We start from the raw sequence: 20,507 nt of genomic DNA, 5'->3' as shown, positions 1-20,507 counted from the left end.
TTTTTCCAGTCAAACCAGGAGCACAAAGCATGACCAATCCGATTCTCACGCGCGCCCTGAGCGCCACCGCCCTGTTGTCTGCCCTCGTGCTGGCAGCCTGCGGGGGTGGCGGAGGCAGCAGTTCCACATCCGGCGCCTCGTCGTCTATCGCCCAGTCGGCCAGTGGCACGGTGACCGGCTTCGGCAGCGTGTATGTGGATGGGGTTGAAATCGAGGACGCCCGGGCCACCACCCGGGTCGAGAACGCCGATGGCAGCTACAGCGTTGTGGCCCTGCAACTGGGCCAGCGGGTGCGCGTGGCCCATGACGGTAGCGGCAGCGCCTCGGGGGTGACGGTGGATGCGGCGGTGATCGGCGCCGTGGCCAGCGGCAGCATCGACACCGCAGCGCTGAGCTTCCGCGTTGCCGGCCAGGCTGTCAGGGCCAACACCGACAGCACCCTGGGCGTGGTTACAGTGTACGGCGGCGGCTACACCGCCTTCACCGACATCGCCGCCACCGATCTGGTGGAGGTGCACGGCAGCGTGGTGTACGACAGCACCGCCAGGGCCTACGTGGTCCAGGCCAGCCGAATCGAGAAGAAGGCCGCCATCACGGCAGTGCGTGTGATGGGCAAGATCGCCGGCCTCGACACCACCGCCAGGACTTTCGCCATCAACGGCCTCACCGTGTCCTATGCCGCCGCCACCCTGGCGCCGAGCACCGCGACCCTGGCCAATGACCAGACCGTCGCCGTATGGGGCCCGTCCAGCGCCCTGGTGGCCAGCGGCAGCACCCTGACCCTCAACGCTTCCCGGGTGAAGGTGGTCAACGCCAGCCTGGCCGACAGCATCACCAGCGGCACCACCCAGCTCGGTGGCCTGGTGAGCAACTACAGCGCCACCACCGGCAGCTTCGAGATCGAGGGCGTCAAGGTATTGGTGGGCAGCGCCACCGTCACCCCCACCGGCGCCACCCTGGCCAGCGGCGCCTATGTGCAGGTGACCGGCACCGTCGGCAGCGACGGCAGCATCACCGCCACCACCCTCCGCGTGCGCCAGGCCAGCACCACCGATGACCTGGCCCGGGTGCGCCTTACCGGCGCCATCGAAAGCCTCACCGACCAGAGTTCCTTCGTGGTGCGCGGCGTGCCGGTGGACGCCGCCGGCATCGACCTGGCCACCGCCTGCCCCGGTGTGACCCTGGCAGTGGGCACGGTGGTGAAGGTGACCGCCAGCGTGCAGAGCGGCACCGACGTGGTCCTGGCCTCCAGCCTCGCCTGCACCCGTGCCAGCACTTACACCATGCGCAGCGCCAGCGGTACTGCCGGTACCGTGGACAGCACCACGAAGACTTTCACCCTCACCACCGCAGGCACCACCACCCAGAAGGTCCAGTGGAGCGACCAGACCGTGTTTGCCGGCGTCACCGCCACCACCCTCGACGGCGCTGCCGTGGTGGTGGATGGCTACCTGGATAGCAGCGGCACCCTGGTTGCCCGCAAGATCCGCAACCCCGCCGTCACCTCCGGCCGTCAGGACTCCGACGCCTACAGCGGCCTCGACCCCAGCTCGGGTCGATCCTGGAAGCAGTACCGCAGCAGCCGGCGCTGAAATACCGGGGAGCGCCGGGCAACGTACCCGGCGCCTCCCCGAACGATGATGTCGCAACTTGACCGGGCGGGAAACTGCCCGGTTTTTTTCGTTCGACCCGGCAGGGAGGCAGGAACGCGTGACAGGAGTCGGGAGCCCGCGCTTCCGTGGGGTCGGATTCACTCGACCCCACGAGGGGCATCACCCGGCTCTGGTGGGGGTCGTATAATCCCGCCCCCACCCCTCCCGGAGCGATCCCATGAAATTCGGCACCCCTCTTTCCCCCAGCGCCCTGCGCGTGATGCTTCTCGGCTCCGGCGAGCTGGGCAAGGAAGTCCTGATCGCCCTGCAGCGCCTGGGTGTCGAGACGATTGCCGTGGATCGCTACCCCAACGCCCCGGGCCATCAGGTGGCTCACCGGGCTCATGTGATCCCGATGACCGACGGTGCCGCCCTGCGTGCCCTGGTGGAGCAGGAGAAGCCCCACCTGATCGTGCCCGAGATCGAGGCCATCGCCACCGACATGCTGGTGCAGATCGAGGCCGAGGGCCTGGCCGAGGTGATTCCCACCGCCCGGGCCGCCCAGTTGACCATGAATCGGGAGGGCATCCGCCGCCTGGCCGCTGAGGAGCTGGGCCTGCCCACCTCGCCTTACCGCTTTGCCGATTCTCTCGAGCAGTTGCAGGCTGCCATCGACGGCAGCGACGGCCAGCCGGCCATCGGCTACCCCTGCATCGTCAAGCCGGTGATGTCCTCGTCGGGCAAGGGCCAGTCCCTGCTCAAGGGGCCGACCGACGTGCAAACAGCCTGGGACTACGCTGCCGCCGGCGGGCGGGTGAACCAGGGGCGGGTGATCGTCGAGGGCTTCATCGACTTTGACTATGAGATCACCCAGCTCACCGTGCGTGCCTGTGATGCCAGTGGCACGGTGCAGACCTATTTCTGCGACCCCATCGGCCACGTGCAGGTGTCGGGTGACTACGTGGAGTCGTGGCAGCCCCAGGCCATGAGCCCGGCGGCCCTGGCCCGCTCCCGGGAGATCGCCGGCGCCGTCACCGCCAACTTGGGCGGGCGCGGGCTGTTCGGTGTGGAGCTGTTTGTGAAGGGTGACATGGTGTGGTTCTCGGAGGTCAGCCCGCGGCCCCACGACACGGGCCTGGTCACCCTGTGCTCCCAGCGTTTCTCCGAATTCGAGCTCCACGCCCGCGCCATCCTCGGCCTGCCGGTGGATGTTCGCCTGCGTGCGCCGGGTGCGTCGGCGGTGATCTATGGGGGCATGGAGGCGGCCGGCATCGCCTTTGAAGGCGTGGCCGAGGCCCTGGCGGTGCCGGATACTGACCTGCGCCTGTTTGGCAAGCCGGAGGCCTTCACCAGGCGCCGCATGGGTGTGGCGGTGGCCAACGGCTCGGATGTGGACGAGGCACGCCGCCGCGCCAAGCTGGCCGCCGGAAAAGTCAGGCCAGTGGCGGGTTGAGGATTGCGCGCCTGGGGTGGTGTGTTCAGGCCCGGCTCGCTGCCCGTTGCACCGCCATTACGCTGCCGAGCACCAACACCAGGCCGACCAGAGCGCCAGCACCCATCGCCTGCCCCAGCACGGCCCAACCCAGCACCACGGCTACCAGGGGGCTGAGCAGCCCCAGAGACGATACGGCGACGGCGGGCAGCCGTGCAATGCCGCGAAACCACAGGGCATAGGCGAGCAGGGCGCCGGCTAGGCTCAGGTAAGCATAAGCCAGCATCTGGGTGCCACTCAGGGCTGGCAGCGGTGCGTCGAACAGCCAGGCTGCCGGTGCCAGCATTACGCCACCGGCCAAGAGCTGCCAGCCCGTAGAGGCGAAGACCGGCATGGAAAAGTGCCAGCGCCGCGCCAGGAAGGTGCCGGCTGCCATGCTGGCCGCGCCGGCCAGGGCGGCGGCGATGCCCCAAGGCTCCCAAACGGTGCGAGGCGACAGCAGCAGGACCGCCATGCCGGCAACCCCCAGCAGGCCGGCCGCCAGCGCCGACCGGGAAGGGTGTTGCCTGTCGATGCTCCAACTCAGGCCCATCACCAGCAAGGGCTGAAGGGCACCTAGTACCGCGGCGAGCCCCCCCGGGAGCCGGTAGGCAGCGATGAACAGCAGGGCCTGGAAGATGCCGATGTTCAGGGCGCCCAATACCAGCAGACGGGGCCACTGGGTACGCGACGGCCATTGCCCCATGAACAGCAGCATCAGCACACCGGCCGGCAGCACCCGGATCAGGGCCGCGGTGAAGGGTAGGTCGGGGGGCAGCAGTTCGGAGGTGACGATGTAGGTGGACCCCCAAATGGCAGGGGCCGTGGCGGTAAGCAGGATATCCGCCCAGCGGGGTTTGGCGGATGAGGGCATGGACGTATTCGACATGGTGATGAGAAGGTGGCCCGGATCAGAACGGCGTGAATAAATCTCGATATCAAGATAAAATGAAGTCTGGTGAATGATTCTCTTGAAGTCAAGATAAATGAAGCCTGAAAGTGAAGGTCGGCAGATTGATGCGGTGGATGTGATCCTGGCGCAATGGCGGCGGGAGCGCCCAGATCTCGAGCTTGAGCCGATGGGCGTGATCGGCCGCGTCACACGCTGCGCCGCGATCCTGCAGCGCCGGTTGGAAGAGACTTTTGCGCGCTTCGAGATGAGCGCCTGGGAGTTCGATATGCTGGCCACCCTGCGGCGTGCTGGGGCACCCTATTGCCTGGCACCGACGGCCTTGTTCTCGGCCTTGATGGTGACTTCGGGAACCATGACTCACCGGCTGCAACGTCTGGAGTCCAGTGGCTTGGTTGAACGGGTGCCCAACGCCAAGGATGCACGGAGCACACTGGTGCAGCTGACGCCAAAGGGCCTGGCACTGATTGATCGTGCCATCGAGGCCCACGTGGCTAACGAAGCGGCGATTCTGGGCGCCCTGCCTGCGGCCTCGATGAGCGAGCTTGACGGGCGGCTCTCGGAACTCCTGGTGATGCTTGAGGGCCCCCACGCAGGCGCGTCGGGGCCCGAGGGCACCTGAAGCGGGGGGCGGGACGAGCCCTCAGAACAAGGTGGTCAGATTGACCCAGGCGTCGGGCAGCACGCTCACCACCCGCGCCTCCAGCCACTTGTCGGCACCGCTGAGGATGGCGATGCCGGTGAGGCCGATGAGGACGCCGAAGGCCTTCTTTACGGCTTCCACCCGCGCCATCACCCAGCCGCGGGCTTTGTTGAAGCCGCTGCGCGAGGCGTAGGCGACGGCCACCAGGGGGATCGCCGCGCCAGTGCCGAACAGGCCGAGGATCAGCGCACCGTGGCCGGCGCCGCCCTCGCTGGCCACCAGGGTCAGGGCCGAGGCCAGCAGGGGGCCGGAACAGGGGCTCCACACCAGACCCAGCAGGCCACCCAGCAGAAAGGCCCCGCTCAGTGAGCCGCTGTCCAGGCGGCTGGAGGCGCTGTTGGCCGAGCTGGCGATGGGCAGCATCAGCTCGGTGAAGCGCCGGCTCAGGGCGGGGATCAGCATTACCGCGGCAAGGGCCAGCAGCAGGATGCCGCCGAACGTGCGCACGCTGTCCCCGTCGATGCCCAGGGCCGGGCCGGCGGCTCCCAGCAGCAGGCCGATCAGCGCGAAGGAGGCGGCCATGCCGACACCCATTGCCACGGGGGCCAGGCGGTTGGCCTGCACCGCGCCGCCCACCACCAGGGGCAGGATGGGAAACACGCAGGGCGACAGGGTGGTGAGGCTGCCGGCCAGCAGGCTGAGGCCCAGATGGGAGAGGGAGAGAGAGGCGCTGAGAGGGTCGCTCATGGCAGCGGCCCTCAGAGGGCGCTCTTGAGGGCGGCGCGCAGGCTGGCCTCGTCGGTCTCGCCGGCCAGGCGGGCGGTTTCCTTGTCGCCCCGATACACGATGAGGGTGGACTGGGTGCGCACCTTGAGGCTTTGCTTGAGGGCGCGTTCCTTGTCGTAATCCACCACCAGCAGACGCAGGTCGAGGCTGGTATCGGGCTTGAGGCCCTTGAAGACCTTCTCCTGGGCGCGGCAGGTGGGGCACCAGTCGGCGTGGAAATGCAGGGCCACGGGCTTGCCGGCCTGCTGGGCGGCGCTGAGAGCCTGGGGTGTGTAGGGCTGGATGTCGAGGGCGCTGGCGGTGCTGGCGGCGAGGGCCAGGCTGGCGCTGGCGAGCACGTGGATCAGGGTTTTCATGGGAGGCTCCGGGTAGGTGGCAGGGGCTGCGGCCGTGGGGGCTGCAGCGGCATTTGCACCTTTGTCGGGCCGGGGCTTCCTTTCTTACACGCGGCGGAACATTTCCCCCCGGGTCAGCTGGTGGTATCCGATGTGATTGCGCTTGAGAAGGGCGACTTCTCCCGCCACAGCAGGCGGCCGCTGGCGAGGTCATGCTCGGCAAGGGTCGCAAGGGGGCCGCCGATCTCGGTGGCGGCGTAGCGCATGAGGCTCACGCGCTCGATATGGCAGCGGACCGGAGGCAGCGCTGCCAGGGCGTGGAGGTGCGGCAGCACCTCGGCCGTGGGCCATGCGCCCGAATAGAGGCCGACGGTGACGTGGGGAATGTAGCGGCCCTCGGGGCGTTCGCCGCCCAGGGCCTGATGCAGGCGCCCAATGCCGCCATCGGGGTCGCTGACGTGCAGAAAGGGGGCCGAAGTGAAGCTCGCCAGCCCGCCGATGTCGATCTCGAAGGGGGCAAGCTCGATGGCCCGCAGCGCCTCGACGTGTGCTTCGAAATCGGCCGGGCCATAGTCGTCGGGGTGGGTTGGCGCAGGGGTCGGAAAGCCGCCCAGAGCCAGGGTGATGTGGGCTTGCCGGTGGTAGCCGTCAAGCAGGAGCCCATCGAGGTGCCGGGCGGCGACGGCCACTGCCTGACTGACGGCGCGCGTGTCCACGTCAAGGGCCCACAGGGCATAGGCGGGCCGCCCGAGGTGCCATTCAGGGAAGTCGCGACGCACGTTCTGCAGCGTGTGACGGGCTTTCAGGAAGGCATCGGAGAGGGTCTTCATGGTTTGCTCAAAGAGGATGGATGGGGCGCCGGCCGACTGGGGGCCGGTGTGGGTTGAGCAGGCAAAATATTTTGTCGACAAAATTTACAAAAATTTAACTGCCTGAAATAGGAATGTGGCCAAACGCCTTTGTGGGCGCCACTTTGCGCTTTCTGGTACAAATTTTGCAATTTGTTACACGGGAGATTACCCAACGTCCGACGACCTCACTTGCGGGAGATTCAAATGCGTTACTCGATGAAAGCGATTTCAGCTTCACTGCTGACTGTTGGCCTCCTCGGCGCCACCCAGGCCAGCGCCAATGAACTGTATTTCCAGTTGAACCCCAACTATGCCGGCGCAGGTGTGCGCCAGGCCTTTGTCTTCGGAGCCGCCAATACGACCGGCTCCGTGACCGGTGCGAATGGTTTCAACCAGGTCTTCGATCTCGGCAGCAGCGGCTTCTCGGTCATCACCGTTCCCAACTCCGCGGAGCTTGGCAACAACCTCGTGCAGGATCTGGGTTTCAAGATTTCATCGAGTTCCAATATCAGTGGTTATTACCTGAGCCGTCAGGATTTCACCACCGACATGAGCTACCTGATTGACGGAGACAAGCTTGGCACCAAGTATGTGGTGTCCACCTATGCCAGCTCCTTCTCACCCGAGCAGATTTCGGTCCAGGCGACCCAGGACAATACCAAGGTCACCTTCTCCCTGAAAACCGGTGAAAGCGTGGTTCAGACCCTCAATGCTGGCCAGACCTACATGGTTGCCCGCAGCCAGGAGCTGACCGGCTCCATGGTTGAGTCTGACAAGCCGATCGCCGTGTTGTCGGGCAATGCGTGTACCAATGTCCCTTCGAGCTCGGTGGCCTGTGACCACATCGTCGAGCAGATGCCCTCCATCGCGTCCCTGTCCAAGGAGTACTACGTGGCGCCGACGCCCCGTACCGGCGTCAATGGTGATGTGGTGCGTATCGTGGCCGCCGAGAACGGTACGGTCGTGACGGTGAATGGTGTGCCCCAGGGCACGCTCAACGCCGGCGAGTTCAAGGAAATCCGCATCACCACCGGCTCCGACGTGGTGGCCGACAAGCCGGTGCTGGTGGCCCAGTACCTGGTGGGTCAGAGTGAGGCGGGCACCAACACCGATCCGGCCATGACCATTGTTCCGGGCAAGGATCAGTGGCTCAAGAATTATGTCTTTGCCACTCCCTCCGGCACGGCAGCTTTCCCGACCGACTACATGAGCATCATCATCCCTGGCACGGCCTTGGGGTCGCTCAAGTTCAATGGTGTGCCGGTGTCGCCCACCTGCGTGATGTTCGGCGTGCTGTGCTACGCCAACATCGACGTGTCCAGCCAGACTGGTCCGCTGACCGTCTCGGCTGACGAGGTGTTCCAGTTGCTGCTCTCCGGTTACGACAACTACGACAGCTACTTCACCTATGGTGGCGCGGCGTTTGCGCCGGGCGCCTCTCCCAACCCGAACCCGGGTACCGTTCCGGAGCCGGCCAGTGCCCTGCTGGTGGCCCTTGGCCTGGCGTCTGCCGTGGCCGTGCGCGCCCGCCGCAAGGTTCAGTAAGCAGGTTGCCGCGCGCCGGCCCCCCGGCGCGCAGACACACGACACCGGCCGGGTTTTCCGGCCGGTGTCGCTTCCTGCGGCATAGTGTCGCAGCGGGCCGTTTACAGGCCTGGATCAAGTTTTCTCCAGCGCGCCCCTTGCTAAAGTCCGGCCCCATCGCCGACTGACAAGGACTTCCGATGCGCACCCTTCGCCCCATGCTCCGCCCCACCCCGATCGCCCTGGCCCTGGGTCTGGTCCTGAGCGGCCCCGTCATCGCCCAGCCCCCGAATGGCGACACTGCGCTGACTCTCGGTCAGGTGGTGGTCAGCGGGACGGCCGATGGCCCGCTGGAGGCCCGCCGCGTGCTCAGCTCGGTGGACATCCTGCCCACCGAGCGCATTGAAGCCCAGGTGGTGAATAACAACTGGGAGCTCTTCGGCCAGGTGCCCGGTGTCATGCTGACCCAGTTTGGTCAGGGTACCACCTCGGGCAAGTTCTCCATGCGTGCCTTCAATGGGGAAGGGGAGATCAACGCGGTCAAGCTGCTGATCGACGGGGTGCCGTCCAACAGCAATGACGGCAACATGCCTTACATCGACCTGGCGCCGCGCCTGGATATCGAGTCCATCGAGGTGGTGCGGGGCACCAACGACCCGCGCTACGGCCTGCACAACATCGCCGGCAACGCCAACATCCTCACCCGCAGCGGCGGCAACTACCTGCTTGGCCGGGCCACCGTTGGCAGCTTTGCCACCCGCGAACTGCAGGCCGCCGCCGGCATCGAGCAGGACGGCCTGGCCCAGAACTACGCCGTCTCCCTGCAGCGCACCGACGGCTACCGGGACCATGCCAACGCCGAGAACGGCAGCTTCTCGGGCAAGTGGTTCTTCACCCCCTCTGGCGGCACCAGCCGTTTCGGGGTGATCGCCCGCCACTACACCGCCACCGCCGACGAGGCCGGCTACCTGACCCGCGCCCAGGCCCGCGCCAACCCGGACCAGTCGCCGGCCCACAATGCCACCGACGAGGACCGCCGCCAGGTGAGCCAGTTTGCCCTGCAGGGTGAATCCGGGCTGGCCGAGCGTGTGTTCTGGACCGGCCAGATTTACCTCAACAACCTGGATGACCGGCGCTTCGTACGTTACTCCGCCGGTGTTTCGCAACAGGAACGCCTAGTGGCCGAAACCCACACCGGGGCCTCCACCACCCTGACCTGGCGGGCCGGCAAGACGGCGATCGGCGACGTGTCGGTGATGGGTGGTGTGGACGTGGAGCACCAGGACAACCGCAGCCAGCGTTACAACACCGTCTCTCAGGTGCGCCAGACCCAGACCCGCAACCAGCAGTTCGATTTCGATACCACCGGCGCCTTCGTCCAGGCCGTCATCAAGCCCTTGGCCGGCCTCACCCTGACCCCGGCCTTCCGCGCCGATCGCATCACCGGCAGCTACACCAACCAGCTCAACGGCCGGGTGTATGACGTGAACGACTACGGCACCATCAAGCAGCCCAAGTTCTCGGCGGTGTACGCCCTGTCGGACGCGGCCTCGGTGTATGGCAACTGGGGGCGCAGCTTCCAGGTGGGCGTGGGCACCGCGTCCTACAAGGTCAACCAGAACGCCGACCTGTCGCCGTCCATCAATGAGGGCTGGGAGGCCGGTATCAAGTTCCGCCCCGTCGCCTGGCTCGACGGACGCATCGCCGCCTGGCGCCAGACCGCCTCCAACGAAGCCCGGCGCAAGCTCAACGACCCTGCCAACGACGCCGAGAACATCGGCCAGACCCGCCGTCAGGGCATCGACCTGCAGCTCAACGCCCGCCCGACCCGGCAGCTGGGCCTGTGGGTGTCCACGGCCCTGCAGCGCTCGAAGATCCTGCAGCCCGATTCGTCCCTGCCGGCCAGCCTGGGCAAGGAGATCGACCACGTGCCGCACCTGCTCTACAACGCCGGTGCCGACTACCAGGCCAGCGACGCCCTGCGCCTGTCCGCCTGGGTCATGGGCCAGAGCAGCTACTACCTGGAGCGCAGCAACACCACCGGCAAGTTCGGTGGCTACGCCCACGCCAATCTGTCCGCTGCCTATCGCCTGAGCCCTGTGGTGAATCTGGAAGTGCAGGTGCGCAACCTCTTCGACCGCTACAGCGAGTACGTATGGTGGGACGGGGCCCAGTCCCTGCACGCACCGGGCACTCCGCGCAGCGTGTATGGTTCGGTGGCGGTAAAGTTCTGAGCGCCCTCCAGGCCTGAACCGTGCGCGCCGCGTCTCGCCGCTTGTGGCTCAAGCTGCACCTGTGGGTGGGGCTGAGCCTTGGCGGCGTATTTGCGCTGCTGGGGCTCACTGGCAGCCTGCTGGTGTTCTATCTGGAGGTGGATGAGCTCATCAACCCGCAGATCCGGGTCGAAGCGCCGGCGCCGCCGCCCTCGCCCGACGCCGTGCTCGCCCAACTGCGCCGGCTGCACCCCGAGCGCAGCGGCCCGTGGCGCATCGAGATGCCCCTGGCCCCCGACCGGCCCCTGCTGGTGCGCTACTACAACCCGCCGGAAACCGCCGGCCGAGGGTTTGCGCCCCTGATGCTGAGCCTCGACCCCCACACCCTGGCCGAAACCAGCCACCGCTTCTGGGGCGACTACCTCACCACCTGGCTCTACGACCTGCACTACACCCTGCTGCTCGGGCAGGCCGGCAAGGACATCGTGGGCTACTGCGGCCTGGTGATGCTGTTCTCCCTGATCAGCGGCATGGTGCTGTGGTGGCCGAGCCGGGCGCGGCTGGCGACGGCATTGCGACCGGTGCTGCGCGCCGGCAGGGTGCGCTGGGTGTACGACCTGCATGTGCTTTCGGGCGTGTACGGCCTGGTGGTGCTGGCGGTGCTGGCTTTCACCGGAGTGGTGCTGTCCCTGCCCGATCTGGCCAGGCCGGTGGTGGCGGCCGTGTCACCTTTGAGCCCGCTCTACCGTGGGCCCGGTGGCCTGCTGCCGGATGGCGTGCCCGCCCTCTCGCTGGACGAGGCCATGACCATCGCCCGCGGCGAGCTTCCCCGGGGCGAGGTGCGCTGGATCGAAACCCCAGGCCAGGCGGGGCGGCCGATTGCCGTCCGCATGCATGTGGCGGAGGACCCGGGGCATCGCTTCCCCCATAGCCAGGTGTGGATCGACCCGGGCACCGGCGCCGTGCTGGCCACCCGGGACTACCGCCGCAATACAGCCGGAGACCGCTTCATGGACTGGATGCACCCGCTGCACAACGGAGAAGCCCTGGGCCTCGGCGGCCGCATCCTCGCCTGCATCGGCGGCCTGATCCCCACCGTCCTTCTGGTCACAGGCTGGCTCCGCTGGCGGCACAAGCGCGCCGCGAGGAAGAAAGTCCGCCGGGGTGAATGCACTCGACCCGGGACTTCGGTTGGCGGCTTGCCGGTGAGGTCGCGTGTGGAGGTCGAATAAGCTCGACCCAGCGAGGGCCTGTGGTTTCAGATGCCGTTTGCGTCTGGCAGGGGGGCGCCGGGGCGGGTGCTCTTGCGGGTGCGTTTGGTGGCGTACATGGCCTGGTCGGCCTTGTCGAGCAGGCTTTCGATGTCGGAGGCGTCGTCGGGGTAGAGGGCGGCACCAAAGCTGGCGCCCAGGTTGATCTCATGACCATCCACCCGCAACGGTCCGTGCACCTGCTGTTCCAGCCGTGTGGTGCTGGCCTGCAGACCGTCGGTGCTGGCGGTCGGGCTCAGCACCACGCCGAACTCGTCGCCCCCGAGCCGAGCCACGGTGTCGGAGCGCCGTGCGCCGTTGGCGAGGCGCTGGGCAAACTCGCGGATCGCGATGTCACCGACCCGATGACCCAAGCGGTCGTTGATCTGTTTCAGTTCGTCCATGTCCACCATCAGCACGCCGGTCTGGTTGTTTTCCCGGTCGGCCTGGAGCAGGGCGTTGCGCAGACGGTCGAGGAAGAGGGCACGGTTGGCCAGACCGGTGAGCATGTCGTGGGTGGCCCGGTGGAACAGGGCGTCGTTGCCGCAGCGGGCGGCGAAGTACATGGACGCAGCCAGCAGATCGGCCAGCAGTTTGAGAATCTCGAGCTCCCGGTGGCCGAAGGCGGCAGGCCGCCGGGACATGACCTTGAGCACACCCACCGTGTCCTTGTCGTAGCGCAGGGGGACTACCGCCATGGCCCGCAGCCCCACCTTGCGGCAGGCGGTCAGATCCACCCGGGGGTCGCTCTCCGCGTCGTCACAACTCAGGGGGCTGCCGCTACGCACGCACAGCCCCGACAGGCTGTGTTCCGCGTCGATGCCGATCCCGAGCTGGGACAGCGCAGCGCCGGCTGCCGCGCGGTAGACCATCAGCGGGCCTTCGACGATCTCCACGGCGGCGCCGTCGGCGGTCGTGAGTTCCATGCTGGCGGTGGCGGCCAAGCCCATCACGGCGTCCAGATCCAGCCCAAGCCGGGCGATCTCCGTTTGAACACGGATGATGGAAAGCAGATCCTCGGCGCTCGGAAGGGCGGCGCCAGGTGGGAATGTCATCGGGCAAGTCTCCGTTGAGGGGGGCGCTGCAGCACGTTCTGACTATGATTCAAGTCCCATTCGTTGTGGGTATTATGAATGTTAAAAGGTGTGTCTTAGGGCGCTTGGGGGAAGGGCGCCGGCCCCGGCGGATTTTTTTGCGGGGCGGGATCGTTTTACAGGCCTGCGGGTCAATGGGCAGTCGGCTGGGTCCATCGTGTAGCATTCCAGTCCTTCTGATCCGGCCAGGCTGCCGGTGCTTCCCTGAAAGTCCATCCATGTCCAGCCCGTCTTCTGCTGCGCCATCGCAACGCTCCAAATCTTCCTACCTGCCCTGGGTTCTCGGCCTGCTCGTTGCCGCCGGGGGAGGGGCCTATTACCTCAAGCAGGGCGCTGCGCCGGTTGAGGGCAAGGCGGGGGGGCACGAGGCTGCCGGTCCCCGGGGTGAGCGGCCGGTGCCCGTCACGGTGGCAAGCCTGAGTACCGGTGACGTGCGTGTCAGCGTGCCGGCCCTGGGTAGCGTGGTGCCGCGCAACCTCGCCATCGTGCGCAGCCGGGTGGATGGCCCGCTGTTGGCGGTGAAGTTCGTCGAGGGGCAGCCGGTGAAGGCCGGCGAGGTGCTGGCCCAGATCGACCCCGAACCTTTCCGTGCTGCTCTGGAGCAGGCCCGCGGCCAGCTCGCCCGCGACCAGGCCCTGCTGAAGAACGCCCGCATCGACCTGGAGCGCTACCGCGGGCTGCTCGCCCAGGACTCCATCGCCCGCCAGCAGGTGGATACCCAGGAGGCGCTGGTGCGCCAGTACCAGGGCACCGTGCAGGCCGACGAGGGCAACCTGCGCAGCGCCGAGCTGCAGCTCTCCTACACCACCATCAAGGCGCCGATCAGCGGCCGGGTGGGCCTGCGGGCTGTGGACCCGGGCAACATCGTGAAGGCCTCCGACACGGCCGGGCTGGTGACGATTGCCCAGGTGAGCCCGATCACCGCTGTGTTTCCGGTGCCCGAGGAGCGCCTGCCGGCGATCTTGAAACGTCTGCGCGAGGGCCGTGGCCTGAAGGTGGAGGCCTGGGACCGGGAGATGAAGACCCGTCTGGCTGAAGGCAGCCTGCTGGCGGTGGACGCCCAGATCGACTCGACCACCGGCACGGTGAAGCTGAAGGCCGACTTTGCCAACAAGGACGGTAGCCTGTTCCCCAACCAGTTCGTCAATGTGCGGCTGTTGCTGGACACCCTCAGCGGCGTGGTCACCGTGCCCACGGCGGCGGTACAGCAAGGCAGCAAGGGGGCCTTCGTGTACCGCCTGACTGCCGACGGCAAGGTGGCTGCCGTGCCGGTGCGCCTGGGCCCTGCCGATGCCGGCATGGCGGCGGTAGAGGCCGGTCTGGCTGCCGGCGACCGGGTGGTGGTGGATGGCCTGGACAAGCTCAAGGACGGGGCCAAGGTGGAGGCCATCGACCCGAAGGTGGTGGATGCGCCCGGCCGGGAGGGGCGTCGGGGCGGTCCGGGCCGGCCGGGGCGCTGAGCATGGACGCCTTCAAGCTGCGCGTGGCCCGCGGGAGGGTGGCATGAACCCGTCGCGCCTGTTCATCCTGCGGCCGGTGGCCACCTCGCTGCTGATGCTCGCCATCCTGCTGGTGGGGTTTGTGGCCTACCGCCTGCTCCCCATCTCGGCCCTGCCCGAGGTGGATTACCCCACCATCCAGGTCAAGACGCTTTACCCCGGGGCCAGCCCCGACGTGATGACTTCGGCCATCACCGCGCCGCTGGAGCGCCAGTTCGGGCAAATGCCCGGGCTCGACGAAATGTCGTCCACCAGCTCGGGGGGCGCCTCGGTGATCACGCTGCGCTTCAGCCTCAATATGGGGCTGGATGTGGCGGAGCAGCAGGTGCAGGCAGCCATCAACGCGTCGTCCAGCCTGCTGCCCAACGATCTGCCGGCGCCGCCCACCTACAGCAAGGTCAATCCGGCCGATGCGCCCATCCTGACCCTGGCGGTCAGTTCTCCCAGCCTGCCCATCACCCGGGTCCATGATCTGGTGGAGAGCCGCCTGGCCATGAAGATCTCCCAGGTGGCGGGGGTGGGGCTGGTGAGCATTGCCGGCGGGCGCCGCCCGGCGGTGCGCGTGCAGGTCAACCCCACCGCTGCCGCGGCCTACGGGCTGGGCCTGGAAGACCTGCGCACGGCCATCGCCAACGCCAACGTCACCCAGGCCAAGGGCAGCTTCGACGGCCCCCAGCGGGCCTCCACCCTCGACGCCAACGACCAGCTCCGTTCGGCCGACGAATACCGGGGCGTGATCGTCGCCTACCGCAACGGTAGCCCGGTGCGCCTGTCCGACGTGGCCACCCTGGTGGACGACGCCGAGAACATCCGCCTGGCGGCCTGGGCCGACCAGACCTCGGCGGTCATCATCAACGTGCAGCGCCAGCCCGGCGCCAACGTCATCGACGTGGCCGACCGGGTGCGCGCCCTGCTGCCCCAGATGACCGCCAGCCTGCCGGCGTCGGTGGATGTGCGGGTGATCTCCGACCGCACCACCACCATCCGCGCCTCGGTGCACGACGTGCAGGTGGAGCTGATGTTTGCCGTGGCCCTGGTGGTGATGGTGATCTTCCTGTTCCTGCGCAGCGTGCCGGCCACCCTCATCCCCAGCGTGGCGGTGCCCCTGTCCCTGGTGGGCACCTTCGGGGTGATGTACCTGGCCGGCTTCAGTCTCAACAACCTCACCCTGATGGCCCTCACCATCTCCACCGGCTTCGTGGTGGACGACGCCATCGTGATGATCGAGAACATCGCCCGCTACGTGGAGGAGGGCGAGTCGCCCATGCAGGCGGCGCTGAAGGGGGCGAAGCAGATCGGCTTCACCATCATCTCCCTCACCGTCTCCCTGATCGCCGTGCTGATCCCGCTGTTGTTCATGGGCGACGTGGTGGGCCGGCTGTTCCGCGAGTTCGCCATCACCCTGGCCATCGCCATCCTGATCTCGGCCTTCGTGTCCCTGACCCTCACGCCGATGATGTGCGCGCGCCTCCTGCGCCATGTGCCCGACGCCGAGCAGGGGCGCTTCTACAAGGTCACCGGGGCATTTTTCGACCGGGTCATCGCCCGCTACGGGGTGATGCTCGAATGGGTGCTGCAGCGCCAGGGCCTGACCCTGCTGGTGGCCGTGGGCACCCTGGCGCTCACTGCGCTGCTGTACGTGGCTGTGCCCAAGGGCTTCTTTCCGGTGCAGGACACCGGGGTGATCCAGGGCATCACCGAGGCCGACCAGTCCATCTCCTTCCAGGCCATGGCCGAACGCCAGCAGGCGGTGGCCGAAGTGGTGCTGAAGGACCCGGCGGTGGCCGGGCTGTCGTCCTTCATCGGGGTGGATGGCACCAACGCCACTCTCAACAGCGGACGCATGATGATCAGCCTCAAGCCCCTGGCCGAGCGGGACGCCAGCGCCAGCCAGGTGATCCGGCGCCTGGGGCCCGAACTGGAGCGGGTGGCCGGCATCACCCTCTACATGCAGCCGGTGCAGGACCTGTCGATTGAAGACCGGGTGGCCCGCACCCAGTACCAGTTTTCGCTGCAGTCACCCGATGCCGCGGCCCTGGCCGAGTGGGTGCCGCAGCTGGTGGCGCGCCTGCGGGCGCGGCCGGAGCTGGCCGACGTGGCCAGCGACCTGCAGGACAAGGGCCTGCAGGCCTGGGTCGAGATCGACCGCAACGCCGCCAGCCGCCTGGGGGTGAGCACCGCTGCCATCGACAACGCCCTCTACAACGCCTACGGCCAGCGCCTGATCTCAACCATCTTCACCCAGGCCACCCAGTACCGGGTAGTGCTGGAGGTACAGCCCCAGTTCCGCAATGGCCCGGCGGCCATGGCCAGCCTGTACGTGCCGGGCACAGGCGGCGCCCAGGTGCCCCTGTCGGCGGTGGCCCGCATCGTCGAGCGGCCGGCCACCCTGGCGGTCAATCACATCGGCCAGTTTCCGGCGGTCACGGTGTCCTTCAACCTCGCCCCCGGCGCGGCCCTGGGCGATGCGGTCGCCGCCATCCGCCAGGCCGAGGCCGAGCTGGAACTGCCGGCCAGCATCGAGACGAGCTTCCGTGGCGCGGCCCTGGCCTTCCAGGCCTCCCTCACCAACACCCTGCTGCTGATCCTGGCGGCGGTGGTGACCATGTACATCGTGCTGGGCGTGCTCTATGAGAGCTACATTCACCCGGTCACCATCCTGTCCACCCTGCCCTCTGCCGGGGTGGGTGCGCTGCTGGCACTGCTGCTGGCCCGCACCGAGCTGGGCATCGTGGGCATCATCGGCATCGTGCTGCTCATCGGCATCGTCAAGAAGAACGCGATCATGATGATCGACTTCGCCCTGGACGCCGAGCGCCGGCAGGGGCTGGCCCCCCGAGAGGCGATCTTCCAGGCCTGCCTGCTGCGCTTTCGCCCCATCCTGATGACCACCCTTGCGGCCCTGCTGGGGGCGCTGCCCCTGATGCTGGGCAGCGGCGTCGGCTCGGAGCTGCGCCAGCCCCTGGGCATCACCATGGTTGGCGGCTTGCTGGTAAGCCAGGTGCTCACGCTGTTCACCACCCCGGTGATCTACCTGGCCTTCGACCGCCTGGCGCGGAGGGCGGCGTGAGGGTGGGGCATGCCGTGCGCAGCGGACGCTTCCCCGCAGGCGCGACATGTAGGGGCGACTTCAGTCGCCCATCGCGCGTCGATCACAGGCATACCCTTGATCGACGTCCGCGGGCGACTGAAGTCGCCCCTACAGGAGCCCTGCGGTCAAAGCAATTTGGCGCGCTCCGGAATGATGGCCGGGCCCGCGTAGTGCAATGAACCTCTCGCGCCTCTTCATCTTCCGCCCGGTGGCCACCACGCTGCTGACCCTGGCCGTGGTGCTGGCGGGGGCGATCGCTTTCCGGCTGCTGCCGGTGTCGCCCTTGCCCCAGGTGGATTACCCCACCATCTCCATCTCGGCCAACCTGCCCGGGGCGAGCCCGGAGGTGATGGCGGCGACGGTGGCCGGGCCGCTAGAGCGCATCCTCGGGCAGATCGCCGGGGTCACGGAGATGACCTCCAGCAGCTCCCTGGGCTCCACCCGGGTGACCCTCCAGTTCGACCTGTCCCGGGACATCGACGGCGCCGCCCGGGACGTGCAGGCGGCCATCAACGCCGCCCGGGGGCAGCTGCCCTCCAGCCTCCCCAACAACCCCACCTACCGCAAGGTGAATCCCGCCGAGACGCCCATCATCATCCTGGCGCTCACCTCGGCCACCCTCAGCCAGGGCCAGCTCTACGATGCCGCCTCCACCGTGCTGGCCCAGCGCCTGGCCCAGGTGGACGGGGTGGGGCAGGTGTCCATCGGCGGCGCCTCGCTGCCGGCGGTGCGGGTCGAGGTGGCCCCCGAGCGGCTGGCCGCCGTGGGGCTCAACCTGGACGACGTGCGCACGGCCATCGTCGCCAGCAACGTCAATCGCCCCAAGGGCGTGGTGGAGGGCGACGCCAACGCCTGGCAGGTGGGGGCCAACGACCAGGCCCGCAGCGCGGCCGACTACCGGCCCCTGATCGTCTCCTGGAAGAACGGCGCCGCCGTGCGCCTGGGCGATGTGGCCCGGGTGCGCGACGGGGTCGAGAACGACCGCAACTACGGCTACGCCAACGGCCGGCCGGCGGTGCTGCTGATGGTCAATCGCCAGCCCGGCGCCAACATCATCGAGACGGTGGACCGGGTTACGGCCCTGCTGCCCCTGCTGCGCGCCAACGTCTCCCCGGCGGTGGATGTGGACGTGGTGATGGACCGCACCCCCACCATCCGCGGCTCCCTGCGGGAGGTGGAACGTACCCTGGTGATCTCGGTGGCCCTGGTGGTGATGGTGGTCTTCCTCTTCCTGCGCAACTGGCGCGCCACCCTCATCCCCAGCGTGGTGGTGCCGGTGTCCCTGGTGGGCACCTTCTCCATCATGTACCTGGCCGGCTTCAGCCTCGACAACCTGTCCCTGATGGCCCTCACCATCGCCACCGGCTTTGTGGTGGACGACGCCATCGTGGTGCTGGAGAACATCGCCCGCCACGTGGACCAGGGCATGCCGCCCCGTCAGGCGGCCCTGCGCGGGGCGCGGGAGATCGGCTTCACGGTGCTGTCCATGAGCCTGTCGCTGATCGCCGTGTTCATCCCCATCCTGGCCATGGGCGGCATCGTCGGGCGGCTGTTCCGGGAGTTTGCGGTGGTGCTGTCGGCGGCCATTCTGGTGTCCATGGTGGTGTCCCTCACCACCACGCCGATGATGTGCGCCCGGCTGCTCCGCCCGCGTCCGCCGGAAGCCGAGCGGGGGCGCGTCGACCGGGCCGTGGGGCGCGGGCTGGAGGCCGTTACCGGGGCCTACCGGCGCAGCCTGGGCTGGGCCCTGGACCATCGTTGGCTGGTGCTGCTGGTGCTGCTGGCCACGGTGGGGCTCAACGTTCATCTCTATCAGACCATTCCCAAGGGCTTCTTTCCCCAGCAGGATACGGGCCGCCTGCGCGGCTTTGTCGAGGCCGATCAGGCTATCTCCTTCCAGGCCATGAAAGAGAAGATGGACCAGTTCCTGACCATTGTCGGGGCCGATCCGGCGGTGGATACGGTGACAGGCTTCACCGGCGGTTCCCAGCGCAACTATGGCTCCCTGTTTGTCACCCTCAAGCCCATCGCCGAGCGCAAGGAGCCGGCCGAGGCGGTGATCGGCCGCCTGCGCAAGAAGCTCGCCAAGGTGCCCGGCGCCAACCTCTACCTCAGCTCCACCCAGGACATCCGGATCGGCGGGCGCTCGGGCAACTCCAGCTTCCAGTTCACCCTGCAGTCCGACAGCCTGGAGGAGCTGCGCGTCTGGGAGCCGCGCATCCGCAACGCCCTGAGCCGGCTCGATGCCATCACCGACGTGAGCAGCGACCAGCAGGACCGGGGCCCCCAGACCAGCGTGGTGTTCGACCGGGATGCCCTTGCGCGCCACGGCATCACCATGCGCGCCGCCACCACGGCCCTGAACAACGCCTACGGCCAGCGCCAGGTGTCCACCATCTACAACCCCCTCAACCAGTACCGGGTGGTGCTGGAGGCGGCCCCCGAGTTCCTCCAGGGGCCCGAGTCCCTGGCCCGGCTCCACCTGGTGGCGGCCAACGGTGCCCGGGTGCCCCTGGCCGCGGTGGCGCGCTTCGAGTCCACCCTGGCGCCCCTGTCGGTGAGCCACCAGGGCGGCTCGGCCGCCTCCACCATCAGCTTTGCCCTGCCCGAGGGGCGCTCCCTCAGCGAAGCCACCGTGGCCATCAACAAGGCCCTGGCCGACATCGGCGTGCCGGTGGGCATCCGCAGCAGCTTCGAGGGCTCGGCGGGGGCCTTCCAGAAATCCATGAGCAGCCAGCCCCTGCTCATCCTGGCCGCCATCGTCACCATCTACATCGTGCTCGGCATGCTCTACGAGAGCCTCATCCACCCCATCACCATCCTGTCCACCCTGCCCTCGGCCGGGGTGGGGGCGCTGCTGGCGCTGATGGCCCGGGACACCGAGTTCAGCCTGATCGCCATGATCGGGGTGATCCTGCTCATCGGCATCGTCAAGAAGAACGCCATCATGATGATCGACGTGGCCATCGAGCGCATGCGCCACCTGGGCGAGAACGCCCGCGACGCCATCCACCACGCCGGCCTGCTGCGCTTCCGGCCCATCCTCATGACCACCCTGGCGGCCCTGTTCGGGGCGATCCCCCTGGCCATCGGCAGCGGCGACGGCGCCGAGCTGCGCCAGCCCCTCGGCATCGCCATCGTCGGCGGCCTGATCCTCAGCCAGATCCTCACCCTCTACACCACACCGGTCGTCTTCGTGATGCTCGACCGGTTGCGCCGCAAGCGGAGCCTGCCTGCCCATGAATGAG

The 20,507-nt window shown here is 67.8% G+C and carries 14 protein-coding genes; 9 read left to right on the top strand and 5 right to left on the bottom strand.

Annotated elements, in window-relative coordinates:
• Positions 1–29: 29 nt before the first annotated feature.
• Together PHI64_RS00945 and purT are read left to right on the top strand one after the other, a co-directional pair.
• Entirely contained in the window at positions 30–1,592 is a 1,563-nt protein-coding gene (locus tag PHI64_RS00945; protein WP_299877171.1) for a DUF5666 domain-containing protein, read from the top strand.
• A gap of 238 nt (positions 1,593–1,830) precedes the next feature.
• Positions 1,831–3,045: a formate-dependent phosphoribosylglycinamide formyltransferase gene (purT, locus tag PHI64_RS00940; RefSeq protein WP_299877168.1), complete on the top strand. Its 1,215-nt coding sequence runs from the start codon at positions 1,831–1,833 to the stop codon at positions 3,043–3,045.
• Between the two features lie 25 nt (positions 3,046–3,070).
• On the opposite strand, the gene PHI64_RS00935 is transcribed toward purT, so the two are convergent.
• Positions 3,071–3,937, bottom strand: coding sequence for an EamA family transporter (locus PHI64_RS00935; RefSeq protein WP_299877165.1), 867 nt, complete (start codon positions 3,935–3,937; stop codon positions 3,071–3,073).
• Between the two features lie 112 nt (positions 3,938–4,049).
• Between PHI64_RS00935 and PHI64_RS00930 the strand changes: the two genes are divergently transcribed.
• A complete protein-coding gene (locus PHI64_RS00930; protein WP_299877163.1) occupies positions 4,050–4,595 on the top strand; it encodes a MarR family transcriptional regulator in 546 nt (181 codons plus the stop codon).
• Between the two features lie 21 nt (positions 4,596–4,616).
• On the opposite strand, the gene PHI64_RS00925 is transcribed toward PHI64_RS00930, so the two are convergent.
• The 3 genes from PHI64_RS00925 to PHI64_RS00915 form a co-directional block, all read right to left on the bottom strand.
• Positions 4,617–5,363 carry a cytochrome c biogenesis protein CcdA gene (locus PHI64_RS00925; protein ID WP_299877160.1) on the bottom strand — a complete coding sequence of 249 codons (747 nt, stop codon included), beginning with the start codon at positions 5,361–5,363 and terminating at the stop codon, positions 4,617–4,619.
• A gap of 11 nt (positions 5,364–5,374) precedes the next feature.
• Positions 5,375–5,758, bottom strand: a complete 384-nt coding sequence (locus PHI64_RS00920) for a thioredoxin family protein (protein WP_299877157.1) — start codon at positions 5,756–5,758, stop codon at positions 5,375–5,377.
• A 113-nt stretch (positions 5,759–5,871) separates the two neighbouring features.
• Positions 5,872–6,567, bottom strand: coding sequence for a 2'-5' RNA ligase family protein (locus tag PHI64_RS00915; protein ID WP_299877154.1), 696 nt, complete (start codon positions 6,565–6,567; stop codon positions 5,872–5,874).
• A gap of 225 nt (positions 6,568–6,792) precedes the next feature.
• Between PHI64_RS00915 and PHI64_RS00910 the strand changes: the two genes are divergently transcribed.
• The 3 genes from PHI64_RS00910 (at position 6,793) to PHI64_RS00900 (ending at position 11,557) form a co-directional block, all read left to right on the top strand.
• Positions 6,793–8,133, top strand: a complete 1,341-nt coding sequence (locus tag PHI64_RS00910) for a PEP-CTERM sorting domain-containing protein (protein ID WP_299877151.1) — start codon at positions 6,793–6,795, stop codon at positions 8,131–8,133.
• A 179-nt stretch (positions 8,134–8,312) separates the two neighbouring features.
• The gene (locus PHI64_RS00905; protein ID WP_299877148.1) at positions 8,313–10,346 is read left to right on the top strand and encodes a TonB-dependent receptor; all 2,034 of its coding nucleotides are present in this window, start codon (positions 8,313–8,315) and stop codon (positions 10,344–10,346) included.
• A gap of 20 nt (positions 10,347–10,366) precedes the next feature.
• Entirely contained in the window at positions 10,367–11,557 is a 1,191-nt protein-coding gene (locus PHI64_RS00900) for a PepSY domain-containing protein (RefSeq protein WP_299877146.1), read from the top strand.
• A 26-nt stretch (positions 11,558–11,583) separates the two neighbouring features.
• Here the strand turns inward: PHI64_RS00900 and PHI64_RS00895 are convergent, their stop codons facing one another.
• Positions 11,584–12,630: a sensor domain-containing diguanylate cyclase gene (locus PHI64_RS00895; protein ID WP_299877143.1), complete on the bottom strand. Its 1,047-nt coding sequence runs from the start codon at positions 12,628–12,630 to the stop codon at positions 11,584–11,586.
• A 257-nt stretch (positions 12,631–12,887) separates the two neighbouring features.
• On the opposite strand from PHI64_RS00895, the gene PHI64_RS00890 reads away from it, so the two are divergent.
• The 3 genes from PHI64_RS00890 to PHI64_RS00880 all read left to right on the top strand — a co-directional run bounded on the left by PHI64_RS00890 (position 12,888) and on the right by PHI64_RS00880 (position 20,506).
• Entirely contained in the window at positions 12,888–14,129 is a 1,242-nt protein-coding gene (locus tag PHI64_RS00890; RefSeq protein ID WP_299877140.1) for an MdtA/MuxA family multidrug efflux RND transporter periplasmic adaptor subunit, read from the top strand.
• A 43-nt stretch (positions 14,130–14,172) separates the two neighbouring features.
• Positions 14,173–17,238, top strand: coding sequence for an MdtB/MuxB family multidrug efflux RND transporter permease subunit (locus tag PHI64_RS00885; protein WP_299877138.1), 3,066 nt, complete (start codon positions 14,173–14,175; stop codon positions 17,236–17,238).
• A 196-nt stretch (positions 17,239–17,434) separates the two neighbouring features.
• Positions 17,435–20,506, top strand: coding sequence for a multidrug efflux RND transporter permease subunit (locus PHI64_RS00880; protein WP_299877135.1), 3,072 nt, complete (start codon positions 17,435–17,437; stop codon positions 20,504–20,506).
• Position 20,507 lies beyond the last annotated feature (1 nt).

This window comes from Zoogloea sp. (assembly GCF_028689785.1).
Lineage (GTDB): Bacteria > Pseudomonadota > Gammaproteobacteria > Burkholderiales > Rhodocyclaceae > Zoogloea.
The sequence above is the reverse complement of the archived record's forward strand: the minus strand, read 5'-3'. Positions and strand labels throughout refer to the sequence as shown.

Bases quoted from the DNA above. Each gene is read 5' to 3' on its own strand.
- PHI64_RS00945 (WP_299877171.1), top strand. From the start codon at position 30: ATGACCAATCCGATTCTCACGCGCGCCCTGAGCGCCACCGCCCTGTTG.
- purT (WP_299877168.1), top strand. From the start codon at position 1,831: ATGAAATTCGGCACCCCTCTTTCCCCCAGCGCCCTGCGCGTGATGCTT.
- PHI64_RS00935 (WP_299877165.1), bottom strand. From the start codon at position 3,937: ATGCCCTCATCCGCCAAACCCCGCTGGGCGGATATCCTGCTTACCGCC.
- PHI64_RS00930 (WP_299877163.1), top strand. From the start codon at position 4,050: ATGAAGCCTGAAAGTGAAGGTCGGCAGATTGATGCGGTGGATGTGATC.
- PHI64_RS00925 (WP_299877160.1), bottom strand. From the start codon at position 5,363: ATGAGCGACCCTCTCAGCGCCTCTCTCTCCCTCTCCCATCTGGGCCTC.
- PHI64_RS00920 (WP_299877157.1), bottom strand. From the start codon at position 5,758: ATGAAAACCCTGATCCACGTGCTCGCCAGCGCCAGCCTGGCCCTCGCC.
- PHI64_RS00915 (WP_299877154.1), bottom strand. From the start codon at position 6,567: ATGAAGACCCTCTCCGATGCCTTCCTGAAAGCCCGTCACACGCTGCAG.
- PHI64_RS00910 (WP_299877151.1), top strand. From the start codon at position 6,793: ATGCGTTACTCGATGAAAGCGATTTCAGCTTCACTGCTGACTGTTGGC.
- PHI64_RS00905 (WP_299877148.1), top strand. From the start codon at position 8,313: ATGCGCACCCTTCGCCCCATGCTCCGCCCCACCCCGATCGCCCTGGCC.
- PHI64_RS00895 (WP_299877143.1), bottom strand. From the start codon at position 12,630: ATGACATTCCCACCTGGCGCCGCCCTTCCGAGCGCCGAGGATCTGCTT.
- PHI64_RS00890 (WP_299877140.1), top strand. From the start codon at position 12,888: ATGTCCAGCCCGTCTTCTGCTGCGCCATCGCAACGCTCCAAATCTTCC.
- PHI64_RS00885 (WP_299877138.1), top strand. From the start codon at position 14,173: ATGAACCCGTCGCGCCTGTTCATCCTGCGGCCGGTGGCCACCTCGCTG.
- PHI64_RS00880 (WP_299877135.1), top strand. From the start codon at position 17,435: ATGAACCTCTCGCGCCTCTTCATCTTCCGCCCGGTGGCCACCACGCTG.